The following is a 17,543-nucleotide window of genomic DNA, read 5'->3' on the forward strand; positions in this document are numbered from 1 at the left end:
ATGAACATTCGAGATCGAGTCGGTCAGGTTTTCGGTCGCGGCGGCGACAACGGCAGCGCGCAGGATGCGCCCGACGCGCTGAGCCTCATTCACGGCGACCACGAAGAGGTAAGCGCACTCTTTGAGCGCGCGCTCGGCGACGGTGCGCGAGCGAGCGAACGCCGCTCCCTCGCGACGAGGATCTGCGACGCGCTGACGCTGCACGCGCGGATGGAGGAGGCGCTCTTCTATCCCGCTCTGCGGCGCGCCGGCGGTCAGGACGAGAAAGACAGCGTCCTCGAAGCCGCCGAGGAGCACGGCGTCGTCAAGGATCTCATCGCGAAGATCCAGGCTACGCGTGCCGGCGATGAGACGCTCAAAGCGAAGCTGACCGTGCTCAAGGAACTCGTGCAGCATCACGTGCGCGAGGAAGAGTCCACGATCTTCTCCGAGGCCCGGCGCACGCTGGGCGATCAGCTCGACGAATTGGGCGCCGAGATGCAGGCGTTCAAGTCGAGCGGCGGCCGCACGCGCGGCGGACGCAGCACCGGGAGCACGCGCAAAGCGAGCACCCGCAAGACCGCAGCGCGGAAGACCGGCGCGCGCAAGACGACCGCACCGAAGACGGCGGCCCGCAAGACGGCGACAACGCGCAAAACGACGCGGCCCGCCGCGGCGAAAAAACGCACCGCCCCGACCCGCAAGCGCAAGCGCTGAGCCGGCGTTAGACCGCTGCGGGCGCTTCCGTTTCGAGGAACACCCGCAGCGCCGCTTGCACTCCGCTGCCGATGTGCAGGCTGACGCCGGCGTCGAGCAGCGCGATCTCGAGCGCGCCGAGCGCGCCGAGGACGTCGGTCTGCGAAAGGTCGCCCATCGTGCCGATGCGGATGATTTGGCCTTTCAGCTTCCCTTGACCGCCGCCGATCACGACGCCCCGATCGTCACGCAGACGCTTGCGGATCGCATCGGCGTCGATCCCGGCCGGGACGCGGATCGCGACCACCGTCACCGAGTGCGCGCCCTCCGCCGAGAAGATCTCGAGGCCCAGCGCTTCGGCGCAGGCACGGATCGCGCGCGCGTATCGCGCGTGCCGTTCCCATACCCGGCGCGGGCCGGTGCGCTCGAACTCGTCGAGCGCGGCGTCGAGCCCGTAGACGATCGAGACCGGCGGCGTCCACGGTGTTTGGCCGAGCGCCGCGAAATCGCGGGCCTTCTTCAAATCGAAGTAGTACCGCGGCGCGCGGTTCGAATCCATCCGCTCCCACGCACGCGGTGCGACCGCGACCATCGCGAGCCCGGGCGGGACGGCGAGGGCCTTCTGCGAGGCGGTGACGACGATGTCGAAGCCCCACTCGTCCATGCGGAAATCGCTCGCGGCCAGCCCGCTGACGGAATCGACGACGACGTACGCGCCGCATCCGCGGATCGCCGCGGCCAGCGACGCGAGATCGTTCTGCGATCCGGTCGAGGTCTCGTTGTGCGTGAGCAGAATCCCGGCGTAGCGGCGCTCGCCGGCCGCGCTCTCGAGTTTGGCGCGCAGCGCCTGCGGGTCGACGCCGCTCCCCCAGGCCGTCTCCAGCACGTCGACGTCGCAACCGAACGTGCGCGCGATCGCGATCAGCCGTTCGCCGAAAACGCCGATCGGGCACGCCAGAATCCGGTCGCCCGCTCCGAACATGTTCGCGACGGCGGCTTCCAAACCGCCCGTCCCCGACGAACCCAGCAACAGCACCTCGGCGCGCTCGGTGCCGAAGATCGGTTTCATCCGCCGCGCAACCCGCTCCAGCAGCGCCTTGAACTCGGGGCCGCGGTGGTCGATCATGGGCTGGGCGGTCGCCGTCAGCACCGGCTCGGCGACGGTGACGGGACCGGGGATGAACAGCAGGCTCTTGGACACGTATCCTCCGGCGGAATCAAGCGCGACGACGTGGTATTCGCCATCATGATCGAGTCCCCCGGACGGGTCCGCCTCACCTCGCTCGCGGCCTGCGCCGGTTGCGCGGCGAAGGTCCCCGCGTCGCTCCTCGCCTCCGCGCTGAGCGCGCTCCCTACATCGTCCGACCCCAACGTGCTGCTCGGAATCGCGACGAGCGACGACGCCGGCATCTATCGCATCAGCGACGATCTCGCACTCGTGCAGACGGTCGACTTCTTCACGCCGATCGTCGACGATCCGTACGAATTCGGACGCATCGCCGCAGCGAACGCGATCAGCGACGTCTACGCCATGGGCGGCACGCCGCGCACCGCGCTGAACATCGCCGCCTTCCCGGTCGAAACGTTGGGAACGGAAATTCTTTCCGCGATTCTCGCCGGCGGCGCGGCGGTCGCTGCCGCGGCGGGCGTGAGCATCATCGGCGGACACACCATCAAAAGCGACGAGCCAAAATATGGGATGGCGGTAACTGGAACCATTTCCCCGAAGGCGGTCGTTACAAACGGCGGGGCCCGTCCCGGTGATCTGCTGCTTCTCTCCAAACCCATCGGGACGGGTATCCTCACCACCGCGCGACGCAACGACCTGATCGACGAGGCGGCGCTCTCGCCCGCGATCGCATCGATGACGCGGCTCAACGATCGCGCTGCCTCCGCGATGCTCGCGCACGGCGCGCACGCCGCGACCGACGTCACCGGCTTCGGCCTGGCGGGCCACGCCGGCGAGATCGCGCGCGCCTCGAACGTCGCGCTCGCGATCGACGCGGGCGCGGTCCCGCTGTTTTCCGGCGTGCTCGAGCTGATCGCGCGCGACGTGCTCCCCGGCGGCACGCGCACCAACCTCGACGATCACGCGCGCTTCGTGCGCTGGAGCGACGACGTGCCGCACGCCCTGCAGGTCGCGATCTCCGACGCGCAGACGTCGGGCGGATTGCTGATCGCCGTCGCGCCGGAGGGCGCGCATCGCATCCTCGCCGAGCTCGCCGATCTGGGGACGGTCCGCATCGTCGGCGAGGTCCTGGCCGGACCGGCCGGCACCGTGTTCGTGCGGTAACGGGATGCGTTACGACGCGATCGTCCTCGGCCTGGGCGGGATGGGCAGTGCGGTCGCCGCGCACGCCGCCGCTCGCGGGATGCGCGTGCTGGGCCTCGAGCAATTCGATCCCGCGCACGCGCTCGGTTCCTCGCACGGCGCGACGCGCATCATCCGCCAAGCGTACTTCGAATCGCCCGCGTACGTCCCGCTGCTGCGGCGCGCGTACGAACTGTGGGACGCGCTCGCGGAGCGCACGCGCACGACCCTGCGCGTGCAGACCGGCGGGCTGTTCGTGGGCCGGCCCCAGACGCCGATCGTCGCCGGGACGATCGCGAGCGCCCGCCAGTGGGAGCTCGCGCACGATGTGTACGATGCGCGCGAACTGCGCGAACGCTGGCCGATGCTGACGCCGCTGCCGGACGAGATCGGCGTGTTCGAAGCGGTGGCGGGCGCGGTCTTCCCGGAAGCGGGCGTGCGCGCGCACCTCGACGTCGCGGCCGCCGAGGGCGCGGGGCTGCGCTTCCGCACGCCGGTGCGCGGTTGGGACGCCGGCGACGACGGCGTGCGCGTCACGCTCGCCGACGGCTCGCACGTCGAAGGCGAACGGCTCGCGATCTGCGCGGGACCGTGGTTTGCGAAGATCGCGCCCGACGTCGGCCTGCCGCTGACGATCGAGCGCAACGTGCAGTTCTGGTTCGCGCCGCGCGACTCAGCCGCGATGCGGCTCAGCGCGGTTCCGATCTACGGCGTCGAACGTCCCGGCGCACGCATGTTCTACGGGTTTCCGGATTTTGGCGACGGCGCGAAGGTCGCGCATCACGGCAGCGGCGTGACCGCCGATCCCGATGCGCTCGATCGCACCGTGCGCGACGACGAGATCGCGGCGGTGCGCGCTGCGCTCGACGCGTTCGTGCCCGCGGCGAACGGTCCGTTTCTGCGCGCCGCCGTCTGCATGTACTCCAACACGCCCGACGAGCACTTCGCGATCGGCGCGCACCCGCGGCAGCCGCGCGTCGTCGTCGCCGGCGGCTTCTCGGGTCACGGCTACAAGTTCACGCCGGTCGTCGGCAACTCGTCGCCGCGTTGCTCGCGCAGGACCGGCCGCGATTCGCGCTCGATCTCTTCGCACCGGACCGGTTCCTCGAGCGCGTCCCGAGCGCGCGGTAAGGCCGCTGACAGACCGTTCCCAAGCGCGCGACCTATGCTCGACGCATGGATACCGTTGAGGCGGCCGACGCGGCGCGCATCTCTGCCGCCGCCATCGCGTACGTCCGCGCGGCGATCATGCCGGGCGTCATCCGTGCGGGCACGCCGCTGCTTCCGTTCACGCTGTTCGACAGCCGCGATCTGCCGTTCTCGAGCAGCGCGCTGCTGGTGCGCGGACCGCTCGTCATCACGCTGACGCGCGGCTCGTGGTGCCCGTACTGCGTCGCCGATCTGATCGCGCTGGAACGGCGCGCGCGCGACTTCGCCGCGCTCGGCGCGACGCTGGTCGCGCTCTCACCGGAGCGCGCGCCGCGGGGCGATCGCCTGCGCGCCGAGCGCGGGCTCTCGTTCCCGCTGCTCGTCGACAAAGGGCTTCACGTGGCGCGCTCGCTGGGTCTCGCGTACGATCTCCCTGCCGACGCGTGTGCGCTCTACCGCGACGTCCATCACCTCGATCTGGGGGAGATCAACGCCGACGGGCGCTGGGCGCTGCCCGTCACGGCGCGCGTCGTCGTCGATGCCGCCGGGATCGTCCGGCACGTCGCCGCCGATCCCGATCACACGCGCCGTACCGATCCACTGGTAACGCTCGCGGTCCTGCGCGCGATCGGTGCCGCGGCGCCCGCGCGCAACGTGCAGCGGCTCACCCGTCCTTGACGCGGTCGGGGAACGCCGGGGGCGTCGTCTCGATCCCGCGCAGCGCGTGCACGACGCCGCGCAGATGGCGCCGCATCGCCGCTTCCGCGCCGTCTTCGTCGCCGGCGCAGATGCGCTCGACGATCGCGCGATGCTCGGCAAGCGATTGCGCGGGCCGTCCGGGCTGCAAGATCGTGAGAAACTGGTAGCGCACCGCCTGCGACTGCAGATTCGAGAGCATCTTCGTCGCGGTGGCGTGGGACGCGATCGCGAGGATCTCCGCGTGCAGGTTCGCGTTGAGCTGCGAGTAGCCCAGCAGATCGCCCGCCGCGGCGCGCTGTTCCATCTGGGCGACGATCGCGCGCAGCCGATCGCGCTGCGCGCCGTCGGCGCGTTCCGCGGCGCAGCGCGCGACCAAACCTTCGATCGTGGCGCGTACCTCCACGATCTCGATCGCTTCGTCGACGGCGATCACGCGGACGCGCGCGCCGCGATTGCGCTCGCGGCTCACCAGCCCCTCCGCTTCCAGGCGGGCGAGGCTCGCCCGGACGTTCGCGCGTGACGTCCCGATCCGGGCCGCGAGTTCTTCTTCGACGAGCCGCTCGTTCGGCGAGAGCCGGCCGTCGACGATCGCCTCGCGCAGGTGTTCGTAGGCCGAGCGTCCGAATGGGGGCGCCATGATTGTCGCCAATCTTGGCGCCGCAGCGATCGCTGTCCTGGGACTCGGCGAAGCGGGCTCGCTGATGGCGCGCGATCTCACGCGCGCAGGGGCGACGGTGCGGGGCTACGACCCCGACCTGCACGGCGATCTCAGCGGTATCCCGCTCGCCGCGAGTCCGGCCGAGGCGGTTCGGGGCGCTGCCGTCGTGCTGTCGGTGAACTGGGCCCGGGTTGCGCTCGACGTCGCCCGAGACGCGCTGCCGCACCTGCGGCCCGGTGCAATCTTTGCCGACTGCAACACAGCCGGCCCGGCACTCAAAGCGGAGTTGGCGTCGCTCTTCGCCGGCGGATCGGCGGCGTTCGTCGATGTCGCGATGATGGCGCCCGTGCCGCCGCTCGGCATCCGCGTTCCGATGTTCCTCGCCGGCGCGGGCGCCGAGCGGCTTGCGCCGATCCTGCGGCGATTCGGGACGCCGGTCGACGTCGTCGGCCCGACGGCCGGCGACGCCGCCGCGCGAAAGCTCACGCGCTCCGTCTTCTTCAAAGGGATGTCGGCTGCGATCTGGGAGGCGCTGGAAGCGGCCCGCGCCGCCGGCGTCGAGGAGTGGCTGCGCGCCGATATCGCGCGCACGCTCTCGGAAGCCAACGCCGCGACGCTCGAGCGCATCGTCGAGGGGACGCGCAGGCACGCGCGGCGCCGCGCGCACGAAATGACCGATGCCGCCGCGCTGCTCGATCAGCTCGGCGTGCCGTCGACGATCGCGCGCGCTACCGCGGCGTCGCTCGAGCGCGTCGTCGCCGAACAGGGCGCATCCGTATGAGCGGCGTCGTGGTGCGGAACATCGAGCGCACGGCGCCGGACGTGCTCGCGCCGCTGGCGGAACGCGGCGTCGCGACGGTCCACGAAGCGCTCGGCCGCACCGGTCTCATGGCCTCGTTCATGCGCCCGATCTACCGCGGCGCAGCGATCGCGGGCAACGCGTTGACCGTCACCGTCGCGCCCGGCGACAACACGATGATCCACGTCGCCGTCGAGCTGTGCCGCGACGGCGACGTGCTCGTCGTCGTGCCGACGTCGCCGTGCGAAGACGGGTACTTCGGTGACTTGTTCGGCGGCGCGCTCAAAGCGCGCGGGGTACAGGGACTCATCATCGAGGCCGGCTGCCGCGACGTGCGCAGCCTCGAAGAGATGCGCTTCCCGGTGTGGTCGAAGGCGATCTTCGCGCAGGGAACCGTGAAGGAAACCCTCGGTGAGATCAACCTCCCGGTCGTGTGCGCGCGGGCGCGCGTCGAGCCGGGGGATGCGATCGTCGCCGATGACGACGGCGTGCTGGTCGTCCCGCGTGCGCGCGTGCGCGAAGCGCTCGACGCGTCGGCGGCGCGCATCGAGAAAGAGACGAAGAATCGCGCGCGCTTCGCCGCCGGCGAGGTCGGCTTGGACGTCTACGGGATGCGCGAGAAACTCGCCGCCAAAGGCCTGCGCTACTACGACGACGCCCGCGCGTTGGCAGAAGGACGCACGTCGTGATGCAGACCGCGATCCCGTGCACGCTGATGCGCGGCGGCACGTCGAAGGGTCCGTTCTTCCTCGCGGCAGATTTGCCGAGCGATCCGGGACTGCGCGACCGCGTCCTGCTCGCGGCGATGGGCTCGCCCGACGCGCGCCAGATCGACGGGATCGGCGGCGCCGACTCGCTGACCAGCAAGGTCGCCATCGTTTCCCCGTCGACGCGCGACGACGCCGACGTCGACTATCTTTTTCTGCAGGTCGTCGTCGACGAACCGCGCGTCGATGCATCGCAGAACTGCGGCAACATGCTGGCCGGGATCGGACCGTTCGCGCTCGAGCGCGGGCTCGTCGCAGCGTCCGGTCAGGAGACGAAGGTCCGCATCCACATGGTCAACACCGCGAGCATCGCGGTCGCGACGGTGCAGACCCCCGGCGGCCGCGTCCGCTACGACGGCGATGCGCGGATCGACGGCGTCCCCGGGACCGCCGCACCGATCGTGATAGACTTCCTCGATATCGCCGGCTCGAGCACGGGTGGGGCGCTGCTGCCGACCGGCAACGTGCGCGACGTGATCGACGGCGTCGAGGCGACGCTGATCGACAACGGGATGCCGGTCGTCGTGATGCGCGCCTCCGATTTCGGGAAGACCGGTCACGAACCGCCCGCAGAACTCGAGGCCGACGCCGCACTAAAGGCGCGCGTTGAGCGGGTGCGCCTTGCCGCGGGCCGGCTGATGCAGCTCGGCGACGTCGCGAAGAAGACCGTCCCGAAGATGTGCCTGATCGGCGCGCCGCAGCACGGCGGCGCGTTGTCGACGCGCAACTTCATCCCGCACAAGGTGCATACGGCGATCGGCGTGTTCGGCGCGGTCAGCGTCGCGACGGCGTGCGCGTATCCGGGGACTGTCGCGGCGGAGATCGCAGGCGGCGGCACGCGCCTTGGCGCCCGCACGCTCGAGATCGAGCACCCGACCGGGTTCTTCACCGTCGAGATGCTGCTCGTCGACGACGGCGGGAAGCCGCGGGTCGAACGTTCGGCGCTGCTGCGCACCGCCCGCGCGCTGATGCGCGGCGACGTGCTGATCCCCTCCGCGGTCTGGGACCGTACGCTGCAAGGAGCGACTGCGTGATCGTCGACTGTCACGGACATTACACTACCGCGCCGAAGGCGCTCCAGGACTTCCGCGACGCGCAGATCGCCGCGCTCGGCGATCCCTCGGCCGGGCCGTCGCCCGACAGCATCCGCATCAGCGACGACGAGATCCGCGAGAGCCTCGAGAACGCGCAGTTGACGCTGCAGCGCGAGCGCGGGACCGATCTGACGATCTTCTCACCGCGGGCATCGGCGATGGCGCACCACATCGGCGACGAAGCGACAAGCATGGCCTGGACGCGTGCGTGCAACGACCTGATCGCACGCGTCTGCGAACTCTACCCGCAGAACTTCGTCGGGGTCTGTCAGCTCCCGCAATCGCCGGGCGCGCCGCTGGCGCACAGCGTGCGCGAACTCGAGCGGTGCGTGAACGAACTCGGTTTCATCGGCTGCAACCTCAACCCGGATCCGTCGGGCGGTCACTGGACGAGTCCGCCCCTTACCGATCGCCACTGGTATCCGCTCTACGAGAAGATGGCGGAACTCGACGTCCCGGCGATGGTCCACGTCAGCTCGTCGTGCAACCCGAACTTCCACGCCACGGGCGCGCACTACATCAACGCCGATACCACGGCGTTCATGCAGTTCCTCACCTCGGATCTGTTCCGCGACTTCCCGACGCTGCGCTTCGTGATCCCGCACGGCGGCGGCGCCATCCCGTATCATTGGGGACGCTACCGCGGCCTGGCGCAGGACATGAAGCGCCCGCCGCTGGGCGAACTGTTGCTCAACAACGTCTTTTTCGACACCTGCGTCTATCACCAGCCGGGGATCGACCTACTCGCGACGGTGATTCCGGTGAAGAACATCATCTTCGGTTCGGAGATGGTGGGCGCCGTGCGGGGCGTCGACCCCGAGACCGGTCACAACTACGACGATACGAAACGCTACATCGACGCGCTGCCGCTCGGCGACGCCGACAAACGGAAGATCTTCTCCGAGAACGCGGCCCGCGTCTACCCGCGGCTCGCGCGGAAGCTCGCGGAGGCCGCCCCGTGACGACGTCGTTCACGATGGACGAGGACTACCGTCCGTACCATCCCAACCCGCGCAAGCCCAGCTACACGCCGCCGCACGGCGCGGTCGATGCCCACTGCCACGTCTTCGGACCGGGCGACACGTTCCCGTACGCGCCGGAGCGGAAGTACACGCCGTGCGACGCGCCCAAGGAACAGCTCTTCGCGCTGCGCGACTTTCTCGGCTTCGACAAGAACGTCATCGTGCAGGCGAGCTGCCACGGCCGCGACAACGCGGCGCTCGTCGACGCGCTGCGGTCTTCGAGCGGCAAGGCGAAGGGCGTCGCGGTCGTCCGCTACGACATCACCGACGACGAACTGCGCGAACTTGACGCCGCCGGCGTTCGCGGCGTGCGCTTCAACTTCGTCAAGCGGCTCGTCGACTCGACGCCGCGCGAGAATTACCTGCGCGTTGCCGAGAAGATCGCACGGCTCGGCTGGCACATCGTCGTCTACTTCGAGGCGCCGGAGCTCGAAAGCCTCACACCGTTTTTGACGTCGCTGCCGGGGACGATCGTCGTCGATCACATGGGCCGTCCCGACATCGCCAAAGGCGTCGACGACGCGGAGTTCCGGCGCTTCGTGCGGCTGCTCGAAGAGCACGAGAACATCTGGGTGAAGGTCACCTGTCCCGAGCGGCTGACCGTGCAGGGGCCGCCGTACGACGACGTGGTGCCGTTTCAGCGCATGCTGACGGAGCGCTTCTCCGACCGCGTCCTGTGGGGCACCGATTGGCCGCACCCCAACATGACGTGGATCGTCCCCGACGACGGCGCACTGGTCGACCTGATCCCGCGCTTCGCGCGGACGCCGGAGCTGCAGCAGAAGCTCCTGGTCGACAATCCGGTGCGGCTCTATTGGGAGGATCGCCGATGAGCGACGATACGGCGTTCGACGACATCCCGGGAACGATTCTGTTCAACGCGGAGCGCTCGCGTCAGGGCTACCATCTCAACATGTTCTGCATGTCGCTGATGAAGGACGAGAACCGCCGGGCGTTCCGCGCCGACGAGCGCGCCTACCTTGCGACGTTTCCGATGACGGCCGAACAGCGGGATGCGATCCTGCAGCGCGATTGGAACCGGATGCTCGAGCTCGGCGGCAACATCTACTACACCGCCAAACTCGCGGCGTGCGACGGGCTGTCGTTCCAGCAGATCGCGGCCCTCATGACGGGTTCGACGCAAGACGAGTACGCGCGGATGATGCTCGGCGGCGGACGTCCCCCCGAGGGGAACCGTAGCAAAGCGGAGTGGGAGCACCATGGCTGAGATCTTCGCGGGCGTTGCCACCTCGCACGTCCCCGCGATCGGTGCTGCGCTCGATCTCGGCAAGGCGGACGAACCGTACTGGAAGCCGGTCTTCGACGGATACGCTCCTTCGAAGACATGGATCGCCGATAAGAAGCCCGACGTCGTGATCCTCGTGTACAACGACCACGCCTCGGCGTTCTCGCTCGAGGTGATCCCTACGTTCGCGCTCGGCTGCGCGGCGGAGTTTCCGCCGGCCGACGAAGGCTGGGGCGCACGCCCCGTCCCAGTCGTCAAAGGCCATCCCAAACTCGCTTGGCACATGGCGCAGTCGCTGATTCTCGACGAGTTCGACATGACGATCGTCAACAAGATGGAGGTCGATCACGGCCTCACGGTCCCGCTCTCGCTGATGTTCGGTCAGCCCGATCCCTGGCCGGTCCCCGTCATTCCGCTGTGCGTGAACGTCGTGCAGTATCCGCCGCCGACCGGACACCGCTGCTACATGCTCGGGAAAGCGATCCGCAAGGCGGTGGCGTCGTTCGAGCGTCCGCTCCGCGTGGTGATCTTCGGCACCGGCGGAATGTCGCACCAGCTCCAAGGGCCGCGCGCGGGGCTGATCAACCGCGCGTTCGACACGAACTTTCTCGACAAGCTCACCGCCGATCCGCAGAGTCTGGTGCGGATGCCGCACGTCGAGTACGTGCGCGAGGCGGGCTCCGAAGGGATCGAGATGGTGATGTGGCTGATCATGCGCGGCGCGCTCGCCGACGACGCGAAGGAAGTCTATCGCTTCTACCACGTGCCGGCGTCGAACACGGCGGTCGGACATCTCATTCTGGAGAATCCCGGACGATGAAGATCGCGGTGGCCGGACAAGGCGCGTTCGGCGTGAAGCACCTTGAAGGGCTGGCGCGCATCGACGGCGTCGAGGTGGCGTCGCTCGTCGGCGGAAGCGCCGCGACCACCGAAGAGGTCGCGGAGACGTGGAACATCCCGCACTGGACGACCGACCTCGCCGAGACGCTGGCGATGACGGACGTCGAGGCGGTGATCCTCGCGACGCCGACGCAGATGCACGCAGCGCAGGCCGAGCAGTGCATGCGCGCGGGAAAGCACGTCGAGATCGAGATTCCGATCGCCGACAGCCTCGCCGACGCGGAGCGCCTGGTGCAGGCGCAGCGGGAGACCGGCGTCGTCGCGATGGGCGGCCACACGCGGCGTTTCAACCCCAGCCACCAGTGGATCCGCAACCGCATCGCAGCCGGCGAACTGACGATCCAGCAGATGGACGTGCAGACGTACTTCTTCCGCCGTACCAATACCAATGCGCTGGGCAAGCCGCGGAGTTGGACGGACCACCTGCTCTGGCACCACGCCTGCCACACCGTCGACCTCTTCCAATACCAAACCGGCGAGACGGCCTCGCGAGCGATCGGCGTGCGGGGTCCGATTCACCCGCAGCTCGGCATCGCGATGGACATGGGAATTTTGATGAAGGTCCCGGCCGGCGCGATCTGCACGCTCTCGCTCTCGTTCAACAACGACGGACCGTTCGGAACGTTCTTCCGCTACATCTGTGACAACGGCACGTACCTCGCGCGGTACGACGATCTCTACGACGGCAACAACGAGAAGATCGACCTGAGCGGCGTCGCGGTCTCGATGAACGGGATCGAACTGCAGGATCGCGAGTTCATCGCAGCGATCCGCGAGCGGCGCGAACCGAACGCGAGCGTCGCGCAATGCCTCACGGCGATGCAGACGCTGGATCGCATCGATGCGACGCTGAACGGCTGAACCGGCGGCCCGGCACCATCATCAGCGCGACGCCGGCGAGGATGATCGCGCTCGCGATCGCCTCCGCCGGGGTAAACCGTTCGCGGAACAGCACCATGCCGAGGATCACCGCGACCAGCGGATTCACGTACGCGTAGGTCGAGGCGAGCGCCGCGTTTGCCGCCTGCATCGTGTACAAGTACGCGCTGTATGCGACGAGGCTCCCGCAGACGATAAGCCAGGCGAGGCCCGCGAGCGATTCCGGCGTGAACGATGCGGCGCCGACGTGCCGCCACTCCCCGGTCAGCGCCGCCTCGAGGCCGAGCAGGATCCCGCCGGCGATCATCTGCAGCGAGGTAGCGACCGTAAGGCTCGCGGCGGGAGCGGCGCGGCGCTGATAGATCGAGCCGAACGCCCACGAGATGCTCGCGAGCAGCGCGACGATCGCCGGCCAGAGCGCGAACGCCCCGCCCGATTTCGACTGCAGGAGCAGCGCCAGGCCGGCGAAGCCGAGCAGCATCCCGGCGATCGCGGGACGCGACGGACGCTCGCCGCCCCACGCGAACGCGATGAGCGCCATCCACACCGGCGCGAGCGAGAGCAGCAGGGAGTTGAGCCCGGTCGGTAAGAATTGCACCGTCCAGGCGGTCATCCCGTTGCCGAACAGCAGCAGCGTCGCGCCGGTGACGACGGCACGCACGAGATCGGCGCGAGTGACACGGAGTTTGCGGCGCGCAGCGGCGACGGCGAGCAGGACGAGACCCGCGATCGTGAACCGGATCGATGCCATCGCAAACGGTGGGATCGCGCTCACGGCGAGGTGCATCGCTGCGAACGTCGAGCCCCAGAGAATCCAAACCGCCGCGAGCGCGGCGATCAGCCGCAGGTCGACGCGTTCGAGTCCCGTGCGCCGCGCCGCGATGGTTCCCTGTGCCACATTTCGTTACGACGCGAACGGGCCGGCGGCGGTTGCGGCGCGCCCCTTGCCGCGCGGGGCGCGGCGCGTGAACGGGTCGGCGCAATGACGTACGCACATCCCGCCTTCGTCGCGGCCGCGCGCAGTACACCGGTACGGCTCGGGTCGCTGAGCGTTCCGGCCTCCGCACGCAAGAACGTCGAGGCCGCGTTCGCCTACCTCTCGCAGGACGCCGTCGAGCGGACGCTGATCGATCGGCTGCTCCACGGTCCCGCGCAGCACCGCATCACGATCAACCACCATGACGACGACTCCTACGATCCGAACACGCACGCGATCCACTGGGATCCGCATAGCGCGCTGCTGACGACCGACGGCGGCCGCCAGTCGCCGGCGCTCGGGCTCGGTCACGAGATCGACCACGCGCTCGAAAACGCGCGGATCGAAGACCGCCTGCAGGCGATGCTCGATCCCGACTACGACACGCTCGAGGAGCGCCGCGTCATCGTCGGCTCCGAACGCCACGCCGCAACGACCCTGCACGAAGCGATCCGGCACGATCACGCGGGGACGTGCTACAAGGTCGCGAGCCCGACCGCACGCCGGGCGCAGTTCCTGCGCCCGGCGTGACGGTGCGGCTTAGCGCTTGCGGGTCGTGCCGCTGCGGACCGGACGCGTCGCGCGGTTCGCCGAGCGCTTCGCGCTCGGACGCAACGCGACGACGTTGCTCTGCGGGGCGCTTTCGGTGACGCCGAGCATCACGGGATGGATCACCCGCTTGCCGAGCGCGGTCGCGAAGACCTCGCTGAGCTCGTCGACGAACACGAACTGCATCGTGTCGCGGACTTCCTTCGGGACGTCCTCGAGATCGATCTCGTTGCGCCGCGGGAGCAGCACCTTCTTGATCCCGGCGCGCTTCGCGCCCAGGACCTTCTCCTTGACGCCGCCGATCGGGAGTACCTGACCGGTGAGCGTGATCTCGCCGGTCATCGCGAGTTCCGGATCCACCTTGAGCCCGGTGAGCAGCGACGCGATCGAGGTCGCGAGAGAGACGCCCGCCGAGGGTCCGTCTTTCGGCACCGCACCGGCCGGGATGTGGATGTGCAGATCGTGCTTCGCGAACCAGTCGTCGGAGAGTCCGATCTCGCTTGAGCGCGAGCGCAGGAACGAGATCGCGGCGGTGGCGGACTCTTTCATCACGTCGCCGAGCTGACCGGTGAGCGTGAATTTTCCCGTCCCGGGCATCGCGGTCGTTTCGATGAACAGGATGTCGCCGCCGACCGGCGTGTACGCCAGCCCCGTCGCGACGCCGACCGACGCTGTCCGTCGCTTCACTTCGTTGTAGAATCGCGGCTTCGAGAGGTAGTCGACCAGATTCTCGGGCTTGATCTTCGCCTTGTACTTCGCGTCCTCGGCGATCCTGCGCGCGACCTTGCGGAAGATCGTCCCGATCTCGCGCTCGAGGTTGCGCACCCCGGCTTCGCGCGTGTAGTCGACGATGATCTGCTTGAGCGCGGTGTCGGCGAGCTGTGCCTGGTTGTCCTTGAGTCCGTTGGCTTTCTTCTGCTTCGGCACCAGGTACCGTTTGGCGATCTGGAGTTTCTCCAGCTCGGTGTAGCCCGAGAGGTTGATGATCTCCATGCGGTCGCGCAGCGGTCCGCTGATCGAGTCCAGCGTGTTCGCGGTGCAGATGAAGAGGACGCGCGAGAGATCGAACGGCAGGTCGAGGTAGTGGTCGCGGAACGTGTTGTTCTGCTCCGGATCAAGCACTTCGAGCAGCGCCGACTGCGGGTCGCCGCGGAAGTCGCCGCCGACCTTGTCGATCTCGTCGATCATCATCACCGGGTTGTTGGTCCCGGCGTCACGCAGCGCGCGGATGATCGAGCCCGGCATCGCGCCGATGTAGGTCCGACGGTGGCCGCGGATCTCCGCTTCGTCGCGGACGCCGCCGACCGAGAGACGGATGAACTTGCGGCCCATCGCCTTTGCGATCGACTGCCCGAGCGACGTCTTCCCGACGCCCGGCGGTCCGACGAAGCACAGGATTGGTCCCGTCAGCTTGTTCTTCAGCTTGCCGACGGCGAGGTACTCGACGATGCGGTCCTTGATCTTCTCGAGGTCGTAGTGGTCTTCGTCGAGGATCTCGCGTGCGCGCGAGATCTCGATCTGATCCGACGTCGAGATCCCCCACGGGAGCTGGGTGAGCCAGTCGAGGTAGGTGCGGATCACCGAGTATTCCGGCGACGCAGTGGGGACTTTCGAGAGCCGGTCCAACTCGCGGTCGGCCGCCTTGCGGACGTCCTCGGGCATGTTGGCCTCGTCGACCTTCTTGCGCAGTTCGTTCGCTTCGGCTTGCTGCGGATCGGATTCGCCGAGCTCTTCCTGAATCGCGCGGAGCTGCTGGCGCAGGTAGAACTCGCGCTGGTTCTTCTCCATCTCGCGCTGGATGTCCGATTGGATCTTGTGCCCGAGCTCCACCACTTCGAGTTCCTTGGTGATGAGCATCGTGAGCTTGCGCAGCCGCTTGGCGGTATCGCGCTCTTCGAGGATCGCCTGACGGTCGGCCGTCTCCAGGCGCATCGTCGACGCGACGAAGTACGAGAGCAAGTTCGGATCGGAGATGTTGTTGACTTCCATCTCCATCTCGCGCGGCGCTTGCGGCAGATAGCCGAGCAATTTCTGGAACAGCTGTCCCAGATTGCGCTGCATCGCGACGAGCTGCTCGGTCTCGTTGGTGATGTCCGGGAGTTCGGTGAACGTCGCCGCCAGATACGGTTCCGTCGCGACGAATTGATCGACGCGGAAGACGGGGCCGCCGGCGACGATGCAGCGCAGCGTCCCGTCGGGAACTTTCAGCATCTTCTGGATCGTGCCGATCGTGCCGATGCGGCGCACGTCGTCGGGACCGGGATCTTCGATCTCCTTGTCCTTGAGCGCGACGAGTCCGATCTGCTTGCCTTCGCGCAGCGCTTCTTCGACGAGCGCGATGCCCGGGCGCTTCACGACCGCGAGCGGGATGACGGTGTTGGGGAAGAGGACGGCGTCCTGCAGCGGCAGGATACCGAGAATTTCGGGGGCGGCGGCGGCTTTGGCCATTACGCGGGGGTCCTTCTGACCGTCATGCGGATCGTCGTCCGCACGATCGGCATTTCTTGAGATTGTGCAAGCGGGAGGCGAATCGACAGAATCCCGTCGCGGTACTGCGCGACTGCGCCGTCGGCGAGGACGGCAACCGGCAGCCGGATGATCGTCTGAAACTCGCCGTACTGGATCTCTTTGCGCAGCAGCGACGCGTCACGCGCGACGTCGCGCTGTGCTCGCGCGCCGGCGATTGTAAGGTAGTCGCCGTCGACCGTCACCTTCAGTGAGTCGGCGTCGGCACCGGCAAGTTCGAGCTGAACGATGACCGCGCGGTCACGCTCGTCCACCAGCACGTCGGTGTTGGGTTCGAAGCAACTGCGCCCGCCGCGCGGCGCGAACAGTTGGGCGAACTCGCGAAGCTCATCGTGGTTGCGCACGCATCGGGGTCCTTTTCGTCTGCATTAGCACTCGGTGAAACACACTGCTAGGCACGGTGGTTCCAGCCGCCTCCGCGCCCCGCCTCTCCGTCCGGTAGCGTACCGACGCCCCCGACGGATGCCGGTATCCTCTGTGCACTGTGCCGCTCGGGCCTTCCGAGCGGGCGCCCGCGCATTTCGAGGCCTCCTCCCACGCTGCAGCTTCTCGACAACGACCTTCTCGGCGCGCTCTCGGCCGCAACCCGCTCGCGCCTCGCCGACGCCTTCGAACGCGTCCGCCTCGCCCATCGAGCGACCCTGTACGCACCCGGCGACGCCGTCACGTCGGTATATTTCCCGATCGACGCCGTGATCTCGGTCGTCACGGTGATGAGCGACGGAACGCAAATCGAGACGGTGACCGTCGGCCGCGAGGGGCTCACCGGTGCGCAGGCCCTACTCGACGGGTCGCCGGCGTCGGGGCTCACGTGGTGCCAAGTCGCCGGCGATGCCTACCGAATCTCGTACACGGCGCTCGCCGAGCTGTGCGGCGTCTACCGCACGCTGCGGGTGCTCGTCGAACGCTATATGAGCGCGCAAATCGACGTGATGGCCCAGTCGATCGCCTGCAATCGCCTGCATTACGTGAACGAACGCTGCGCGCGCTGGCTGCTGATGACGCACGATCGGGTAGGACGCGACGAGTTTCCGCTGACGCACGAAGGGCTCGCGACGAAGCTCGGCGTCCGGCGCGCGGGCGTCAGCATCGCCGCCGCGGCGCTCCAGCAGGCCGGAGCGATCCGGTACGCCCGCGGGAAGGTCGCGATCGCCGACCGCGCACAACTCGAGGACGCGGCCTGCGAGTGCTACGGCGCGATCAACGACGCGTATCACCGCAGGAGGCTCGCGGCCTCGTAAGTTCTCTCGATGAGCGGACCCGCCGCCGTCGAGCGGACGGGCTCCGGGATGC

At 68.4% G+C, this 17,543-nt stretch carries 19 protein-coding genes; 14 read left to right on the forward strand and 5 right to left on the reverse strand.

Annotated elements, in window-relative coordinates; all coding sequences use genetic code 11:
* Positions 1-696: a hemerythrin domain-containing protein gene (locus WPS_RS15910; protein WP_317995442.1), complete on the forward strand. Its 696-nt coding sequence runs from the start codon at positions 1-3 to the stop codon at positions 694-696.
* 7 nt (positions 697-703) lie between these two features.
* Here WPS_RS15910 and WPS_RS15915 read toward each other — a convergent pair whose 3' ends face one another.
* Positions 704-1,876 (reverse strand): pyridoxal-phosphate-dependent aminotransferase family protein, encoded by a 1,173-nt coding sequence (locus tag WPS_RS15915; protein WP_317995443.1) that lies wholly within the window; start codon positions 1,874-1,876, stop codon positions 704-706.
* A 45-nt stretch (positions 1,877-1,921) separates the two neighbouring features.
* Here WPS_RS15915 and selD point away from each other — a divergent pair, with 45 nt between their 5' ends.
* From selD to WPS_RS15930, 3 genes are read left to right on the forward strand one after another with little or no spacing between them, the layout of a single operon-like run.
* Positions 1,922-2,968 carry a selenide, water dikinase SelD gene (selD, locus tag WPS_RS15920; protein ID WP_317995444.1) on the forward strand — a complete coding sequence of 349 codons (1,047 nt, stop codon included), beginning with the start codon at positions 1,922-1,924 and terminating at the stop codon, positions 2,966-2,968.
* 4 nt (positions 2,969-2,972) lie between these two features.
* A complete protein-coding gene (gene solA / locus WPS_RS15925) occupies positions 2,973-4,352 on the forward strand; it encodes an N-methyl-L-tryptophan oxidase (protein WP_317995445.1) in 1,380 nt (459 codons plus the stop codon).
* The gene (locus WPS_RS15930) at positions 4,235-4,813 is read left to right on the forward strand and encodes a redoxin domain-containing protein (protein ID WP_317995446.1); all 579 of its coding nucleotides are present in this window, start codon (positions 4,235-4,237) and stop codon (positions 4,811-4,813) included. Before solA ends, WPS_RS15930 begins: the two co-directional genes overlap by 118 nt.
* On the opposite strand, the gene WPS_RS15935 is transcribed toward WPS_RS15930, so the two are convergent.
* A complete protein-coding gene (locus WPS_RS15935) occupies positions 4,800-5,471 on the reverse strand; it encodes a GntR family transcriptional regulator (RefSeq protein WP_317995447.1) in 672 nt (223 codons plus the stop codon). The genes WPS_RS15930 and WPS_RS15935 overlap by 14 nt on opposite strands.
* Between WPS_RS15935 and WPS_RS15940 the strand changes: the two genes are divergently transcribed.
* The 8 genes from WPS_RS15940 to WPS_RS15975 are packed head-to-tail and all read left to right on the forward strand — an operon-like array spanning position 5,470 to position 12,181.
* Positions 5,470-6,273, forward strand: coding sequence for a DUF1932 domain-containing protein (locus tag WPS_RS15940; protein ID WP_317995448.1), 804 nt, complete (start codon positions 5,470-5,472; stop codon positions 6,271-6,273). The genes WPS_RS15935 and WPS_RS15940 overlap by 2 nt on opposite strands.
* The gene (locus WPS_RS15945; protein ID WP_317995449.1) at positions 6,270-6,980 is read left to right on the forward strand and encodes a 4-carboxy-4-hydroxy-2-oxoadipate aldolase/oxaloacetate decarboxylase; all 711 of its coding nucleotides are present in this window, start codon (positions 6,270-6,272) and stop codon (positions 6,978-6,980) included. The genes WPS_RS15940 and WPS_RS15945 overlap by 4 nt, the downstream gene beginning before the upstream one ends.
* The gene (locus WPS_RS15950; RefSeq protein ID WP_405054902.1) at positions 6,977-8,092 is read left to right on the forward strand and encodes a 4-oxalomesaconate tautomerase; all 1,116 of its coding nucleotides are present in this window, start codon (positions 6,977-6,979) and stop codon (positions 8,090-8,092) included. Before WPS_RS15945 ends, WPS_RS15950 begins: the two co-directional genes overlap by 4 nt.
* Positions 8,089-9,114, forward strand: coding sequence for an amidohydrolase family protein (locus tag WPS_RS15955; RefSeq protein WP_317995450.1), 1,026 nt, complete (start codon positions 8,089-8,091; stop codon positions 9,112-9,114). Before WPS_RS15950 ends, WPS_RS15955 begins: the two co-directional genes overlap by 4 nt.
* Before the next feature lie 14 nt (positions 9,115-9,128).
* Positions 9,129-10,007, forward strand: coding sequence for an amidohydrolase family protein (locus tag WPS_RS15960; protein ID WP_405054969.1), 879 nt, complete (start codon positions 9,129-9,131; stop codon positions 10,005-10,007).
* Complete coding sequence (gene ligA / locus WPS_RS15965) at positions 10,004-10,402, forward strand: protocatechuate 4,5-dioxygenase subunit alpha (protein ID WP_317995452.1); 399 nt, start codon at positions 10,004-10,006, stop codon at positions 10,400-10,402. The genes WPS_RS15960 and ligA overlap by 4 nt, the downstream gene beginning before the upstream one ends.
* A complete protein-coding gene (locus WPS_RS15970; RefSeq protein ID WP_317995453.1) occupies positions 10,395-11,240 on the forward strand; it encodes a class III extradiol dioxygenase subunit beta in 846 nt (281 codons plus the stop codon). The genes ligA and WPS_RS15970 overlap by 8 nt, the downstream gene beginning before the upstream one ends.
* Positions 11,237-12,181 (forward strand): Gfo/Idh/MocA family oxidoreductase, encoded by a 945-nt coding sequence (locus tag WPS_RS15975; RefSeq protein WP_317995454.1) that lies wholly within the window; start codon positions 11,237-11,239, stop codon positions 12,179-12,181. The genes WPS_RS15970 and WPS_RS15975 overlap by 4 nt, the downstream gene beginning before the upstream one ends.
* On the opposite strand, the gene WPS_RS15980 is transcribed toward WPS_RS15975, so the two are convergent.
* Complete coding sequence (locus tag WPS_RS15980) at positions 12,132-13,097, reverse strand: EamA family transporter (RefSeq protein ID WP_317995455.1); 966 nt, start codon at positions 13,095-13,097, stop codon at positions 12,132-12,134. The two genes, WPS_RS15975 and WPS_RS15980, sit on opposite strands and share 50 nt — an antisense overlap.
* 84 nt (positions 13,098-13,181) lie before the next feature.
* On the opposite strand from WPS_RS15980, the gene WPS_RS15985 reads away from it, so the two are divergent.
* Positions 13,182-13,706 carry a hypothetical protein gene (locus WPS_RS15985; RefSeq protein WP_317995456.1) on the forward strand — a complete coding sequence of 175 codons (525 nt, stop codon included), beginning with the start codon at positions 13,182-13,184 and terminating at the stop codon, positions 13,704-13,706.
* A 9-nt stretch (positions 13,707-13,715) separates the two neighbouring features.
* Here the strand turns inward: WPS_RS15985 and lon are convergent, their stop codons facing one another.
* Positions 13,716-16,172, reverse strand: coding sequence for an endopeptidase La (lon, locus tag WPS_RS15990; protein ID WP_317995457.1), 2,457 nt, complete (start codon positions 16,170-16,172; stop codon positions 13,716-13,718).
* Positions 16,172-16,594 carry an Hsp20/alpha crystallin family protein gene (locus tag WPS_RS15995; RefSeq protein WP_317995458.1) on the reverse strand — a complete coding sequence of 141 codons (423 nt, stop codon included), beginning with the start codon at positions 16,592-16,594 and terminating at the stop codon, positions 16,172-16,174. The genes lon and WPS_RS15995 overlap by 1 nt, the downstream gene beginning before the upstream one ends.
* A gap of 195 nt (positions 16,595-16,789) precedes the next feature.
* Here WPS_RS15995 and WPS_RS16000 point away from each other — a divergent pair, with 195 nt between their 5' ends.
* The gene (locus tag WPS_RS16000; RefSeq protein ID WP_405054970.1) at positions 16,790-17,491 is read left to right on the forward strand and encodes a Crp/Fnr family transcriptional regulator; all 702 of its coding nucleotides are present in this window, start codon (positions 16,790-16,792) and stop codon (positions 17,489-17,491) included.
* The last annotated feature ends 52 nt before the right edge of the window (positions 17,492-17,543 follow it).

The organism is Vulcanimicrobium alpinum (assembly GCF_027923555.1).
GTDB classification, from domain to species: domain Bacteria; phylum Vulcanimicrobiota; class Vulcanimicrobiia; order Vulcanimicrobiales; family Vulcanimicrobiaceae; genus Vulcanimicrobium; species Vulcanimicrobium alpinum.

Excerpts from the sequence above, each read along its gene's own strand:
- WPS_RS15985 (WP_317995456.1), top strand. The coding sequence starts at position 13,182 with ATGACGTACGCACATCCCGCCTTCGTCGCGGCCGCGCGCAGTACACCG.
- ligA (WP_317995452.1), top strand. The coding sequence starts at position 10,004 with ATGAGCGACGATACGGCGTTCGACGACATCCCGGGAACGATTCTGTTC.
- WPS_RS15910 (WP_317995442.1), top strand. The coding sequence starts at position 1 with ATGAACATTCGAGATCGAGTCGGTCAGGTTTTCGGTCGCGGCGGCGAC.
- WPS_RS15940 (WP_317995448.1), top strand. The coding sequence starts at position 5,470 with ATGATTGTCGCCAATCTTGGCGCCGCAGCGATCGCTGTCCTGGGACTC.
- WPS_RS15935 (WP_317995447.1), bottom strand. The coding sequence starts at position 5,471 with ATGGCGCCCCCATTCGGACGCTCGGCCTACGAACACCTGCGCGAGGCG.
- WPS_RS15930 (WP_317995446.1), top strand. The coding sequence starts at position 4,235 with ATGCCGGGCGTCATCCGTGCGGGCACGCCGCTGCTTCCGTTCACGCTG.
- lon (WP_317995457.1), bottom strand. The coding sequence starts at position 16,172 with ATGGCCAAAGCCGCCGCCGCCCCCGAAATTCTCGGTATCCTGCCGCTG.
- WPS_RS15975 (WP_317995454.1), top strand. The coding sequence starts at position 11,237 with ATGAAGATCGCGGTGGCCGGACAAGGCGCGTTCGGCGTGAAGCACCTT.
- selD (WP_317995444.1), top strand. The coding sequence starts at position 1,922 with ATGATCGAGTCCCCCGGACGGGTCCGCCTCACCTCGCTCGCGGCCTGC.
- WPS_RS15960 (WP_405054969.1), top strand. The coding sequence starts at position 9,129 with ATGGACGAGGACTACCGTCCGTACCATCCCAACCCGCGCAAGCCCAGC.
- solA (WP_317995445.1), top strand. The coding sequence starts at position 2,973 with ATGCGTTACGACGCGATCGTCCTCGGCCTGGGCGGGATGGGCAGTGCG.
- WPS_RS15970 (WP_317995453.1), top strand. The coding sequence starts at position 10,395 with ATGGCTGAGATCTTCGCGGGCGTTGCCACCTCGCACGTCCCCGCGATC.
- WPS_RS15945 (WP_317995449.1), top strand. The coding sequence starts at position 6,270 with ATGAGCGGCGTCGTGGTGCGGAACATCGAGCGCACGGCGCCGGACGTG.